This is a genomic window from Myxococcales bacterium, assembly GCA_022184915.1.
GTDB lineage: Bacteria > Myxococcota_A > Polyangia > Fen-1088 > Fen-1088 > JAGTJU01.
Genome location: JAGTJU010000004.1, coordinates 444,268 through 457,751, shown reverse-complemented (window position 1 = coordinate 457,751; position 13,484 = coordinate 444,268). Strand labels below are relative to the sequence as shown.

General features: G+C 63.8%; 12 protein-coding genes. 7 read left to right on the top strand and 5 right to left on the bottom strand.

Going from position 1 to position 13,484, the window contains the following annotated elements:
- Positions 1-305: 305 nt before the first annotated feature.
- The 3 genes from KA712_17010 to KA712_17000 form a co-directional block, all read right to left on the bottom strand.
- A complete protein-coding gene (locus KA712_17010; protein MCG5054664.1) occupies positions 306-932 on the bottom strand; it encodes a hypothetical protein in 627 nt (208 codons plus the stop codon).
- Positions 933-1,386: 454 nt separating this feature from the next.
- Positions 1,387-3,471 (bottom strand): DUF2075 domain-containing protein, encoded by a 2,085-nt coding sequence (locus KA712_17005; GenBank protein ID MCG5054663.1) that lies wholly within the window; start codon positions 3,469-3,471, stop codon positions 1,387-1,389.
- Positions 3,472-3,680: 209 nt separating this feature from the next.
- Positions 3,681-4,046 (bottom strand): hypothetical protein, encoded by a 366-nt coding sequence (locus KA712_17000; GenBank protein MCG5054662.1) that lies wholly within the window; start codon positions 4,044-4,046, stop codon positions 3,681-3,683.
- 366 nt (positions 4,047-4,412) lie between these two features.
- On the opposite strand from KA712_17000, the gene KA712_16995 reads away from it, so the two are divergent.
- Together KA712_16995 and KA712_16990 are read left to right on the top strand one after the other, a co-directional pair.
- Positions 4,413-5,402, top strand: a complete 990-nt coding sequence (locus KA712_16995) for an IS630 family transposase (GenBank protein MCG5054661.1) — start codon at positions 4,413-4,415, stop codon at positions 5,400-5,402.
- Between the two features lie 6 nt (positions 5,403-5,408).
- Complete coding sequence (locus KA712_16990; protein MCG5054660.1) at positions 5,409-5,711, top strand: hypothetical protein; 303 nt, start codon at positions 5,409-5,411, stop codon at positions 5,709-5,711.
- Between the two features lie 322 nt (positions 5,712-6,033).
- Here the strand turns inward: KA712_16990 and KA712_16985 are convergent, their stop codons facing one another.
- Together KA712_16985 and KA712_16980 are read right to left on the bottom strand one after the other, a co-directional pair.
- Positions 6,034-7,074, bottom strand: a complete 1,041-nt coding sequence (locus KA712_16985; GenBank protein MCG5054659.1) for a nucleotidyltransferase domain-containing protein — start codon at positions 7,072-7,074, stop codon at positions 6,034-6,036.
- The gene (locus tag KA712_16980) at positions 7,061-7,702 is read right to left on the bottom strand and encodes an exonuclease (protein MCG5054658.1); all 642 of its coding nucleotides are present in this window, start codon (positions 7,700-7,702) and stop codon (positions 7,061-7,063) included. The genes KA712_16985 and KA712_16980 overlap by 14 nt, the downstream gene beginning before the upstream one ends.
- A 184-nt stretch (positions 7,703-7,886) precedes the next feature.
- Here KA712_16980 and mdh point away from each other — a divergent pair, with 184 nt between their 5' ends.
- The 5 genes from mdh (at position 7,887) to KA712_16955 (ending at position 13,482) form a co-directional block, all read left to right on the top strand.
- The gene (gene mdh / locus KA712_16975) at positions 7,887-8,825 is read left to right on the top strand and encodes a malate dehydrogenase (protein ID MCG5054657.1); all 939 of its coding nucleotides are present in this window, start codon (positions 7,887-7,889) and stop codon (positions 8,823-8,825) included.
- On the top strand, positions 8,822-10,000 hold the full coding sequence (gene sucC / locus KA712_16970; protein ID MCG5054656.1) for an ADP-forming succinate--CoA ligase subunit beta: 1,179 nt from the start codon (positions 8,822-8,824) through the stop codon (positions 9,998-10,000). Before mdh ends, sucC begins: the two co-directional genes overlap by 4 nt.
- Positions 10,001-10,005: 5 nt before the next feature.
- Positions 10,006-10,875, top strand: coding sequence for a succinate--CoA ligase subunit alpha (gene sucD / locus KA712_16965; protein MCG5054655.1), 870 nt, complete (start codon positions 10,006-10,008; stop codon positions 10,873-10,875).
- 18 nt (positions 10,876-10,893) lie between these two features.
- Positions 10,894-11,322, top strand: coding sequence for a nucleoside-diphosphate kinase (ndk, locus tag KA712_16960; GenBank protein ID MCG5054654.1), 429 nt, complete (start codon positions 10,894-10,896; stop codon positions 11,320-11,322).
- A 297-nt stretch (positions 11,323-11,619) separates the two neighbouring features.
- Complete coding sequence (locus tag KA712_16955) at positions 11,620-13,482, top strand: formylglycine-generating enzyme family protein (protein MCG5054653.1); 1,863 nt, start codon at positions 11,620-11,622, stop codon at positions 13,480-13,482.
- Positions 13,483-13,484: the final 2 nt, after the last annotated feature.

Sequence of the window (13,484 nt, the reverse complement as noted above, 5' to 3'; positions counted from 1 at the left end):
CTCCAGATAGCACCGTGAGATCCCACTCCATAAACGCCTCTCGATGTGGCGCCGAGAGCGGTGACGGCAAGCCCTGGGATAGCAGAAACGCTCACCTCGTCCGTTTCTTTTGCGCGGTTGAAAATGATGACGTCCCGTCCTCCCGCCACCCAGCCATATTTTCCGTCCGCCCAAACGGTTTCGAGCCAAGCTTGGCCTTCTGGCAACTCGAATAGTCTTTCCCAGTTCCCGTCTGGCTTGCGCGGGGCGGCTGAGATCGCCAAGAGGGTTGCCACACACACGATTCGAGCGATCATGCTACGCCCTCAAACGGATGGCTCCAGAAGGTCGCGCGTCGTGGAAAGTGCGCGCTCCAAGAAGAGAGCTTCCGCGACTCTTGCCTTCGCGATCTGGATCCTTTCGCTGCGGTTCAAGGGCTGATGCGAAAGGAGGAGGTCTAGAGGCAGAGCTTGATCCACCTTCGCATGAAGGTACTCCAGGCAGGTCCTGATTCCGAACCGCATGTTAAGCTGCGAGTCGAGACCTTTTTTGGGGTCATATGCTTTTCCGGCAGGGGAAAGAAACGCGAAAGCTTTCCAAACCAGAAGGGCAGCGCGTGACGTCTTGGTCACAGCGTCGCCCGCGGCAGCGCCCAAGATCGCTCTCAAGAATTTGAGAAAGTTCCTGTCGAACGAGGCGTTCATCTGCGCCGCGTACGCGAGCACCTGATCCTTCGCCGGAATATTCGCGGGCTGTATGAAGTTCCCGGACTCGGCATTTCGTATGCGCGCCCGTGATTCCCAGGAAGCTGTGACGGAGCGCGGAAGGCCTAGGCTGTGATACTCCCCCCCAAGAAAGTCGAGGCCACCTTGAGCGAAAGTATTGACTGGCTCGTCAGACGTCGCGGCTATCGACGAACTCGATTCACGTGAGGCTGTGATCAGGGTTAACATAACCTCAGCGTTTACGAATTGCACAGCCCGCGCGAGGTTTCTGGACGCTGCCTCCGCCGTCGAAGACCGGGACAGCTGGCGCAGCAACCAAACCACACGCACATCCCCGTTCTGCATCAAGCGGGATTGACCACTAATCCCCACTAATCCAGCCCCCCGCTGGAATTCCGAGGGGCTCACCTATGTGGTTCATCAGCTGTACACGATGGCTCCTCGGCTCCATGTACATTCGAGCTGCAGCAGCCCGTAGCTCTCGCGCCGTCGGAACTTTGGCACCGGCGGGGGGCGCGTTGAATGTCTCGAGGGCGTCAGCCATGGTCCTTCTTTACCCAGTATATCGGCTGGGGTCGCCTGGAAGTTGCTGGTGATCGCACCCGAAGGTCTCCCGCCCAGAACCATCACGCCGCGCCGTCCTCGATCGACGGCGGCAACTGGGGATGACGTCGGCACGGGCCTATGGCCCGCCCTCCTCCGCCCCGCAAGCCCGCAGGTAGGCCGCCAGCTCGCCGTACGCCCCGGGCGGTCTCGTGGGATCGCCCTCGTCGCCTTCGGGTACAACCAGGATCATGCCCTTGCGGGCGCGGGTCAGCAGCACCAGGTAGCCGTTGCGGGCGATGTCTTGGGCTTTGTCGCATTTCCAGGTGGTGCCTTGCATCTTGAACGCTTGCCAGCCCTGGGGGCTGCGGCGGAGGTCCAGGTCCCAGCAAACGATGGTGTGGTCCAGTTCCAACCCCTGGATCTGGTACTGGTTCTGGGCGGTCTCGAGCATGTTCGAGGACCGCACGTCGCCACTGGGTGTGAGCATCCAGTCGGAGATGTCGGGCTTGTACTGCACGTGGATGCCCACGGCGGATAGGCGCCGGCCCTGGGCCGAGGCGATGACGCCGGCGCGTTCGGCGCCCACACGCCGTTCTTGGGCCCATCGTTTGGCGTGGGCCAGCGAGCGGGTCAGATACACGGTGTGGCCATGGGCATCGAGCTCGGCGGCAATCTTGCGGGCGGTGGTGGGTTGGTTTTCGAGCACGGCGTGGGCCCACCTCTCGACGCTGGCGTTGCGGTAGTAGCGCAGAGAATGGGCCAGGTGCCCGCGCTGCAAGGAGCGCCGAAGGGCATGGGTTCCGTGGTGGCTGTGGGAGGCCAGTTCGGTGAGGGCCAGAGTTTCTTCGCCTATGGCGAACTGCCAGTGGCGACGGGCGGCGGCTTCCAACCAGGCCACGGCGCCACGTTCGCCGCTGTTGATGGCTTGGTTGTGTCCCAGCAAGGCGACCACGACGGTGCCGCCAGGAAACGATTGTTCCAGGCTTTCGAGGATCAGGTCGGCTTCGTGGTTGGCCAGGCGCTGACGAAGCACGGTGCGGCCCTTCTCGTAGGTGCGCTGGGCTTCGTCGAAGATGACCACGCGCTCTTGGGCGGTGTCGAGGTGACGGCCGCGGTCGCCCAGGTAGTTGTGGGCTTTGACGATCTTGAAGGTGGCGTTGCCCAGCACGTGCCGGGCCTGCTCCTTGGCATAGCCGCTGATGCCAGCGCGACGCGAGGCCCGCTTGTACGAGCCCTGCAGGGCGTGGCAAAGCACATCGACGAGGGGGGCGTTGCCGGTGACGAACACAGACTGCTCGCGAAGCTGGGCGCTGAAGGCCAGCTTGAGCCCCACAAGGGTCTTGCCTGCGCCGGGCGCGCCCGAGACGAACACGATGCGCCGCTGGCCGGTTTGCAGGGCGTCTTCGATCTGGGCCATGGCTTCGGTAGCACAGGCCTCCAGCACCTCGATGGGGGCGGCGTGTTCGGAGATGGCGGAAACATCGTGGGCGCCGTAGAGCGAGATGGCGGCGTCGAGGATGGTTGATGAGGGCGAGAACTTTGCAGCGAGCCAGGTGTCGCGGTCGATGGTCACGGGGGTGGCCGAACTGGGCCGCAGCGCGAGGGCGTGGCGCAAGGCTTGGGCAAGGTCACGGGCGCTGCCCTCGAGGGGCGCTTGTAGCACCCGGCTCCACGGGGCGGCGTGAAACGCTTGGCCGAGGCGCAGCGGCGTGTCTTGCTGGGTGGCCACGACGATGGGCACCAGGATGGCGCCTTGGTCCAGCGCGCGCTGGGTCTCGGCGTGGAACTCGCACAGGTTCACAGCGTAGTTCATCACCTGGTCGCGATCGGCGGCGCTGGGGCGGCTGCGCTTGAACTCGATCACGGCGATGATGCCCTCCCCCAGCAGCACGCAATCCACACGCAGACCGCGGCGCCGCATGTTGTACTCGAGAATCACATGGCGAAAGCTCTCGAGGCCGGCTTGGGCCAACGCCGCCCTCAGCGTGTCGACGGTCTCGGCCTTTGCCGCCCCACCCTGCTGGCCCTCGGCGGGCCAGGCGTCGGCCGCAAGCTCGTGCTTGAGGGCTTCAACGCTGGAGGTCCACTCGTCGTGCTGCTCGGGCTCTACGAGCCAGCCTTCGCGCGTGGCGCCCGAGGCGAGCTGGGCGACCACGGATTCAGTGGCGGCGCCGACGAAGGTGGCGCGGGTGCTGGAGAACCAAGCGGGGGATGGGGGCATGGTGACCATAGGAAGAGATGGGAACTCGGCAAAGCGAACCTCTTCGACTCTACTCGGGGCCGCTGCGGCGTGGATGCCATTCCAATGACACCGTTGTACCGCCCACGGTTCTTACCTCGCAAAGGCCGGTCCGGATTTGATCTACCGGCAGATTGGCTTTAAGGATTAGGTCAAGTCTAGCGGTCTCATCGCGAGGAGGACCACGCCCCCTACTTCGCCCGCGGCCGGTATGCCCAAATGCTTCCCGTCACGAGCACCTCCACTTCCTCGGTGACCATGGCGGGCGTGCGGCGGTCGGCGTTGTCACGAATCGTCTCGGGAAACGTCCAAGGTGGGATCTTCGCCGAACGCCAATAGATGATGGGGCTCTGCACCTTCTTGCCGAGCGGCTTCACATGCTGCTCAAGGGTTCTTAGCCGGCCGTCGCCAAGCGCGGCCTCCACGATGGCCGTGTGATGTGGCCGAAGCGCTTCCTCCTCGGAGTTTCCACGAAGCCGCCCCCTGACGTGAAGGCCACCTTCCTTTTTCGCTTCCTGATAGACACCAACGACGAAACAGGCGCTCAGCAACCTCACCGGACGCACAGGCTTCGTCAGCTTGAAACGAGAAGGAAGTAGCCGCATCCTTCGGGGCCATCGGATCGAAAGAACAAACGCAGCTTTCATGGTGGCAGTTCATGCTGACGAAGCCGTCGCACGGCGTGACTCTCCGCTTCACCTGGATGCATTCAGCGCTGAAAGAACACGACGCTAGTTCAACGTGCCGGAAATTCGTTCCGGGTTTGGGAATAAAAGCGGGCCGGGGTTGATCTTCAGAGTATGGCCCGCGGCCCTGCGCCCGAAGAGTTCAAGATTTCTCGAGCTGTCCACCGTCAGTTGCGAGTGATGGTCAAGAGACCAAGGGTCCCGAACGCCGTCGCACAGCGGTGTCGAATGCTCTTGATGGCCCGGCGTGGCGTCAGCGCTCCCGAAATTGGACGGCGGCTCGGGTGCTCGGATCGGTGCGTTCGGAAATGGAAAGCGCGGTTCGCTGCCGAGCAGACACTTGGCTGTCTCGATGACCGGCCGCGCGCTGGGCGCCCCGCCCGCATTGCGCTCCACGTCCGTTGCGAGCTCGTGCGCATAGCCTGCGAGCGTATCGACGAGAAAAGGACGAAGTTTCGCGATGTTTGGTCCTATGGCGCTTTGGCCGACGAACTGAAGAGGCGCACGGGCGTGCAGATCAGCATCAGCGAAGTCGGTCGCATTCTGCGGTTCGCCGAGCTGCGCCCTCACAACGTAAAGCAGTGGCTGCACAGCCCAGATCCTGCCTTCTCTGCGAAGGCAAAGAAGATCTGCCAGTTGTATCTGAACCCGCCCAACGACGGCGTCGTGCTCTGCATCGACGAGAAGCCTTTGCAGGCGTTGCAAAGACTTCATCCTACCCACTTGAGCCCGACAGACGCTTCGGTGCGGTTTGAGTTCGAGTACAAACGTCACGGAACCCAGTCGCTTCTCGCTGCCTTCGATATCAGTGACGGCAATGTCGTCGCATCGGTCGTCCCACATCGAAGCGCCGACGCACTGTTGGACTTCCTCAAGCAGGTCGCGCGGGAACACCCCCGGGGCCGAATCTACGTCGTCTGGGACAATCTCAATATCCACTACGACGGCCGCGACAAGCGGTGGACCCGATTCAACCGTCAGCACGGGGGCCGCTTCCGGTTCATCTACACGCCCAAGCACGCCTCCTGGATGAACCAAGTAGAGATCTGGTTCTCGATACTGCACCGCCGCATTCTGCGATACGGCAGCTTTGCCTCCTTGAAGGATCAGCGGGCGCAAGTCCTCAAGTTCATCCGGCACTGGAATGGGCACGAGAAGCATCCCTTCCGGTGGACATGGCGGTGCGATAGCCGGCAGAATCCCAAGCGTCAGGCCCGTGCTGCCTGACGCGACATGCCTGCGCCTCAAGCCCAAGACCACCATCCCGACCAGATCCTCGACTTTCTCGCAAAGCGGGGATTCGATGGCCTGCGCGCAAGAAAGCGGGGAACGGCCGTCATCGTGGAGTCTGGTCCGCACTCCGAGCCCCTCAATCACTTCAGGGTTCGCCGCGATACAGTTCATCTGTGGCGACTCGACTTTGCTGACCACCGTGGGCGCTGGGAGTCCACGCTCTTCAGAGGACAACTCGACGCCCTTCTCGAAATTGTCGTCTCCCAGTTCCCCTGGACGATCTCAAACCCGGAACGAATTTAGGATCCGTTGAACTAGCGTGGTCTCTGGGCCAAGGCTGCCGTCTGGCAACAATGGCTGTCGGCGACGAACAGACGCGTCCCCCGCATGAAGCACGCATGAGTTGAAGATGGGGTGTGCCGGGACAGAGTCCGACGGAGGTGCAGTATCTTGGAAACCATCCGCAGGCACAACAGCGGCGGTAGGTGGAAGCGCTGGCGGGGCCACATCGACAGGAGCCGATGGCGCCGCCTTTATGCAGCCGCCATTCGCCACGAGCAGAAGCGTGAAAAGTGCGCCGACAACGCGGAGCTTCATGTGGCGCCAGAAGCTCTCAGTCATTGCGTCAGACCACCACATATCGGATCAATCGCGATGACCTTCCCAGCTCCTGCACCAATTGCGCCATCTTGTCGCCGAACGTGTCTGCGCGTTCGAACAAAGACGGTCCGTTCGAGCGGTCGCGCAATTTGCCCTTCAACTCGTCATCCCGCATCGTGCGCGACGCGAGATAGCCGGCATACAGCGCGAGCAATTCATCCACGAGAGTGACAACACCACCCGCACCAGCGCCCGTCGCTTCCGCCAGAACGGCTTGTAGTCGCTGCACGGGTGTCAGGCCGATCAGCTCGAGCATCATGTCTTGACTTACGTGAGGGAGCTTGCCCTCTTGTTCTCTCGTTTGCCAAAGCAGCACGATGATCATCGAGTAACACGTCATGCAGCGGGCGAATCTGAGCTTGTAGCTCGCCAGCCACTTGGCCAGCCGCACCTGCTCCAGCTCCCCTGACGTCTTGGCTTCACGCTCTTTGCTGGCGAACTTGGCTTCGTAATTGAGCAGGACGACCCGCCAGTAACGAACGATGTCATTGACCAGCACCATGGGGAGGTAATGATCCGCGTGAGCTTGTTCGTTTCGCCAATACGCTTGAACAACCCGTCGGAGCAAGGCTTTATAGGCCTCCTGGCCGTAAAAGGGCCTGCTCTCGAGAAGCAAGAGCATTCTTGCCGTGAACGTGTTCTGAGGCGAGTCGTCATTCACGGCGCCGAGGCGGTGCTCCAACTCTGAGGCGCCATGCAGTCTCAAGAAAGTGGCGTCGTTAGAGGGGGGCGGCAACTTGAAACGCCGCATCATCCTTATGAGCGGGGCCTGCACGAGCGCTTCATTCACTCGGGATGGTTCGCCGTTCGTCACAATGAAGACATCGAGGTCACTTGACCCACCAAGCTCGCCCCTTCCGGCAGACCCCACCGCGTACACACATCCGTCGGACAACGCCGACCTGCCGTCGACCCCAAGCTCCTCCTCGAATGCCGCCGACCACTCCGCCACCCTCGCGGCCGTATTCTTCGCTCGTTCGGTGAAGAACTCGTCATTCGTCGTCATCTGCACCGTCCCAATCGAAAACGCGTGCGAAAATATCGGCCTGCTCCATCGCATCGTCCAACGCGTGGTGCGTGTGACTCATCCGACTCTGCAGCGAAGCCGGCAGCTGATCCCGCCCCGCGCGTAGGATCGTGCGCCGCCCCTTTACAGCCACGGCCGTCTTCAAGTCGAAGCACCGGGAATGGTTGAACGGCGACCTGCCCCCAAAACTCACGAAGTACCAGTAGAGGAAGCTCCAATCGAACGAGAGCGGATACGCCACCAAAACAGGAGTTCCTCCCCCGGCCAGTTCGGAGACGAAGTGGCGCGCCTCCTCCATCGCGGTGGAAGGATCCGTTCCCTCACGGAGCAGCCTGCCACGGTCCAGCCCGTTTACCGCCAACGCCTCGTTCTCGAAGCGATCAGAAATGGGCCGCAGCTCCCGATAGAAGGTGCGCGGCGTCTGCGGTCGGCAGAGGCGCGCCCCATCGAAGGTTCCAATCTCGACGAAGGCAAACGACAACATCGAAAACGGCCCGGGGATGGGCCCGTCCGTCTCGATGTCCGTCGATATGTAAACGTCGGGTACTGGTTGCAGACCAGCGCTCTTCACCTTCGCTTCTGCCCGGCCGTGAGCGCGTGCGGTCATCATGATGGCTTGGCACGGATGGTAACGACCAGCAAGCCGCCGTTCAACTTGTTCGCCCCTGCGGAGGGGTCCCGGGCCCGCCTGCCCGATGTAGGCAGCCCCCCTCCCCCCCTCCGCCGCACTTTGCTATTGGCATTTTTCCCCCTGGACGCTAGACAAGGACGCGCAAATCCAGGAGGTCTCAGTGCCCGCTCGCAAGAAAATCGCTCTCATTGGTGCCGGCAACATCGGCGGAGAACTCGCGGCCCTCGCGGCCCGTAAGGAACTCGGCGACGTCTGGCTGTTCGACATCCCCGATAAAGAAGGGGTGGCCAAGGGCAAAGCCCTCGACCTCGAGCAGAACGGCGCCATCCTCGGCTATGACGCGGCGATCCGGGGCACCTCCAACTGGGCCGATCTCAAAGGATCCGACGTCGTCATCATCACCGCCGGCGTGCCCCGCAAGCCCGGCATGAGCCGCGACGACCTGCTCGGCATCAACCTCAAGATCATCCGCAGCGTTGCCCAGGGGATCAAGGAAAACTGCCCCGAAGCCTTCGTGATCTGCATCTCGAACCCGCTTGACGCGATGGTCTACGAGCTGAAGAAGGTCTCCGGCCTTCCCCGCGAGCGCGTGATCGGCATGGCCGGCGTGCTCGACTCCGGCCGCTTCCAGCTCTTCCTCGCCCGCGAAGCCGGCGTGTCCGTCAAGGACGTGCGCGCCATGGTCCTCGGCGGCCACGGCGACACCATGGTGCCCGTCACCAGCAACTGCACCATCTACGGCGTGCCCGTATCCCAGTTCATCGCCAAGGACAAGCTGGACGCCATCGTCGACCGCACCCGCAAAGGCGGCGGCGAGATCGTCGGCCTCATGGGCACCAGCGCCTTCTACGCCCCCGCCTCCGCCGCCATCCAGATGGCCGAAGCCTTCCTGCGCGACGAAAAGCGCCTGCTGCCCGCCGCCGCCTACCTCACCGGCGAATACGGCTACAGCGACCTCTACATGGGCGTGCCCGTCATCATCGGTGGCCAGGGCATCGAAAAGGTCGTCACCATCGAACTCAACGACGAAGAAAAGGCCATGCTCGCCAAGAGCGCCGACGCCGTCCGCGAACTCATCACCGCCTCGAGCAAGCTATGAAAATCCACGAGTACCAAGCCAAAGACATCCTGCGGAAGTACGGCGTGCCCGTGCCCCAGGGCATCCCCGCCTTCTCCGTGGCCGAAGCCACCGCGGCCGCCCAGAAGATCATCGCTGACACCGGCAACGAGGTCGTGGTCGTCAAGGCCCAGATCCACGCTGGCGGACGCGGCAAAGGCGGAGGCGTCAAGGTCGTCAAAGGCGCCGACGCCGCCACTGACGCCGCCGGCAAGATCCTCGGCATGAACCTCATCACCCACCAAACCAGCCCCGCCGGCCAAAAGGTGAACCGCCTGCTCGTCGAGCAGGGCGCCGCCATCGCCCGCGAGCTTTACGTCGGCCTGCTGGTCGACCGCGAGTCCGGCAAGGTCGTGGTGATGGCCTCCTCCGAAGGCGGCATGGACATCGAGGAGGTCGCCGCCAACACCCCCGAGAAGATCCTGAAAGAGTACGTCGACCCCACCCTCGGCCTCACCGGCTTTCAGGCCCGCAACCTGGCCTACGGCCTCGAGCTCAAGGGCGACGCCGCCAAGAACGCCACCGCGTTCCTCTTGAAGGTGTACCAGGCCTTCATCGCCGAAGACGCCAGCCTCTTCGAGATCAACCCCCTCGTTCTCACCAAGGACGACAAGGTCGTTGCCCTCGACTGCAAGATCAACTTCGACGACAACGCCCTTTACCGCCACAAGGATCTCGAGACCCTGCGCGACCTCGACGAGGAAGAGCCCCAGGAGATCGAGGCCAAGAAGTACGATCTTTCGTACATCAAGCTCGATGGCACCATCGGCTGCATGGTCAACGGCGCCGGCCTGGCCATGGCCACCATGGACACCATCAAGCACTACGGCGGCGAGCCCGCCAACTTCCTCGATGTGGGCGGCGGCGCCACGAAGGAAAAGGTCACCGCGGCCTTCAAGATCATCACCGCCGACCCCGCCGTCAAAGGCATCTTCGTCAACATCTTCGGTGGCATCATGAAGTGCGACACCATCGCGGAAGGCGTCATCGCCGCCGTGAAGGACGTGGGCCTGAAAGTGCCCCTGGTCGTGCGCCTCGAAGGCACCAACGTCGCGCTCGGCAAGAAGATCCTGTCCGAGTCCGGCCTGGCCCTCACCGCCGCCGACGACATGGCCGACGGGGCCAAGAAGATCGTTGCCCTCGCAGGAAAGGCTTAAACGTCATGTCCGTTCTCGTCAGCAAGAACACCAAGCTCATCGTTCAGGGCCTCACCGGGTCGGCCGGCACCTTTCACGCCAAGCAAATGCGTGAATACGGCACCCAGGTCGTGGGCGGTGTGACCCCGGGCAAAGGCGGCCTCGTCCACGAAGGCTTCCCCGTCTTCGACACCGTGGCCGAAGCCGTGGCCAAAACGGGCGCCAACGCGTCCGTCATCTATGTGCCCCCGCCCGGCGCCGCCGACGCCATCGTGGAAGCCGCGTTTGCCGGCATCGAGCTGGTGGTGTGCATCACCGAAGGCATCCCCACGCTCGACATGGTGAAGACCAAGCGCGCGCTCGACGCCTTCCCCAAAACGCGCCTCGTGGGCCCGAACTGCCCCGGCGTGATCACGCCCGGCCAGTGCAAGATCGGCATCATGCCCGGCTACATCCACACCCCCGGCAAGGTGGGTGTGGTCAGCCGCTCGGGCACGCTGACCTACGAAGCCGCCCACCAGCTCACGCAGCTCGGCCTCGGGCAAACCACCTGCATCGGCATCGGCGGTGACCCCGTCAAGGGCATGGACTTCATCGAAGCCCTCCAGCTCTTCGAGGCCGATCCCGACACCAAGGCCGTGCTGATGATTGGCGAGATCGGGGGCTCCTCCGAGGAGCAGGCCGCCCGCTTCGTCAAGGATCACATGTCCAAGCCCGTCGCCGGCTTCATCGCCGGTGTCACCGCCCCTCCCGGACGCCGCATGGGCCACGCCGGCGCCATCATCAGTGGCGGCAAGGGCGGCGCGGGCGACAAGATCGCCGCCATGCAGGAAGCCGGCATCAAGGTGGCCGCCACCCCCGCCGAGCTCGGCACAACCGTCGCGTCGCTGTTCTAGAATCGGAGTCCCTCGTTCATGGCAATCGAACGCACTTTTGGAATCATCAAACCCGACGCCGTCGCAAGCGGCTCCACGGGCGGCATCCTGTCCATGGTCGAAGGCGCAGGCTTCAAACTTCTGAGCCTGCGCATGACCCGGATGTCAGTGCACGAAGCCGAAGGCTTCTACGCAGTGCACAAGGCGCGGCCCTTCTTCAAGGACCTCATCGGCTTCATGACCTCCGGCCCCTGTGTGCTGATGGCCCTCGAGGGTGAGGACGCCATCGCCCGCTACCGGCAGCTGATGGGCCCCACCGACGCCGCCAAGGCACCGGAAGGAACCATTCGTCACAAGTTCGGCACGAACATCGAACGCAACGCCGTTCACGGCAGCGACGGGCCCGATACCGCCCAGTTCGAGCTCGGCTGGTTCTTCCGTGGATCGGACCTGGGCCTGCAGGGCTGAGCCAGCCTTCGGCCCACCAAGATAGAGCCATTGAGACTTGGCTCGCACAGGCGGCGCCTGACCCCACGGTCGGCGCCGTTTTTGCTTTCGAACGTCGCCGCGCTGCCCCCGGACCTCGGCAGGAGCTGCCCACAAACCTCTGTGGTTTTCCGGGCCGTTTCCCTATGATGCCCTTGCTGAGACGCCCCAAGCCGTTCGGGTGCGCGCGGCCCCTTCGCTCCGTGTGAATGAGGAACCCTTTCGCCGATGCCGAACTTAAAGAGAGCTCTTCTCGTTTTCCTGATGGCCCCCACACTCATGTGCCTCCCTGGTTGCGCAGAGCGTGAGCTGCCGATCACCATCGGATCGCCGCCGGGTGAGCAAGACGCCGGGCCCACGCCCGCCGATGCCAACGCCCCGAAGCTCGATGCGGCACCCAAGCTGGACACCGCGCCCCCCCGCATGGACGCGTGCACGCCCACGACCGAGCTGTGCAACGGCATCGACGACGACTGCAACGGCACCATCGATGACGTCGCGGCCGAGGTGCTGACCCGCACCGAATCGTGTGGCTCGTGCAACAACGTGTGCCAGGACCGCCCGAACGCGCTCACCACCTGCCAGGCCGGCACCTGTGGCTATTCCTGCGTGACCGGCGCCATCGACATCGACAACGGGGCCACCAACGGCTGCGAGTGCATCCTGGTCGGTGCGGAGCGCGACACGGCCGGCGACAAACCCGAAGCCGCCTGCGATGGCCTCGACAACGACTGCGACGGCAAAACCGACGAAGGCTTCGACCTCGACGCCGACCTCAAGCACTGCGGCGCCTGCAACCGCCTGTGCAGCTTCCCGTTCGCCCTCGCACGGTGCGATCAGGGCGTGTGCAAACAAACCGATTGCCAGCCCGGCTTCAGCGACAGCGACCCCACCAAAGCCGGCTGCGAATGCCAGAAGACCAACGGCGGCGTTGAACTCTGCGACGGCGTCGACAACGATTGCAACGGCCTGATCGATGATGGGGTCACGCCCACCATCACCTGCCGGGGCATGGGCGTCTGCGCCGGCGTGACGCCGGTGTGTGGCCCCGTAATCATCGGAAAGGACGCAGCCATGGCCAACGTGGTGGTGACCACCTGGTCGTGCCCCTACCCGGCTTCGCTTTACCAGGAAAGCGGCGAAGACATGGCCAAGGGCTGTGATGGCCTGGACAACGACTGCGATGGGCTCGTCGATGAAGGCTTCCGCGTGGGGGCCGCCTGTGTGGCCGACACGGATGCCCAGGGGCAAAAGGTGTTCGGCGAGTGCGTGCGGCAAGGCCGGCTGCGCTGCAAGGCGGACAAAACCGGCACCGAATGCGACACCCCACCAGGCGCCCCCGGGGCCGAGACCTGCGACGGCTTCGACAACGATTGCGATGGCAAAACCGACGAGCTGCTCTCGGCCATGGACAAAACCAGCGACGACAGGCTGGTGGTGCTCAGCCCTGCGGGCCGGACCGTCACCATGTTCGCCTACGAGGCCTCGCGGCACGACGCCAACACCACCACACCGGGTATGGTCTCGAACAGGCGTCCCTGCAGCGTCAAGGGCCGACAGCCCTGGGGCAACGTCACCAAGGAAGAAGCGCAAGCGGCCTGCCAGACGATCGGCGCGGGCTGGCGGTTGTGCACGAAAGAGGAATGGCTGGACGCCTGCAACGGCGGCGGCAACAGCGCCTTCCCCTACGGAAACCTCTACGACGGCGCCAAGTGCAACGGGGCGGACTTCCAGGCCACGCCGGCCCCCCTGCCCGTGGGCAACGCGGTCATGTGCCTGTCGGACCAGGGTGACCCGGCCGTCACCGACGATCTCTTCGACATGAGCGGCAACCTCAAGGAGTGGGTGCTCACCACCTTGCCCACGGCCACCCCGCTGGGGTTCGAGCTGCGGGGGGGCGCCTACAACAACACCAGCTACTTGCAGCCGGATCCCTCGTGCACGTCCGAGCCCTGCACCGCCATGCGGCGGGTGGCCCCGGGGCTTCGTTGCGATGGCAACACCCCCGCCCCCGGGCCCGCCGAATGCAAAAACGGCAGCTGCCCGAACGGCCAGGCGTGCAGCCCACAAGCTCCCTGCCCCGACATCGCCGTGCGGCTGCCCTCGGTGGGCTTTCGCTGCTGCAAGGACGGTGTGCTGTGACC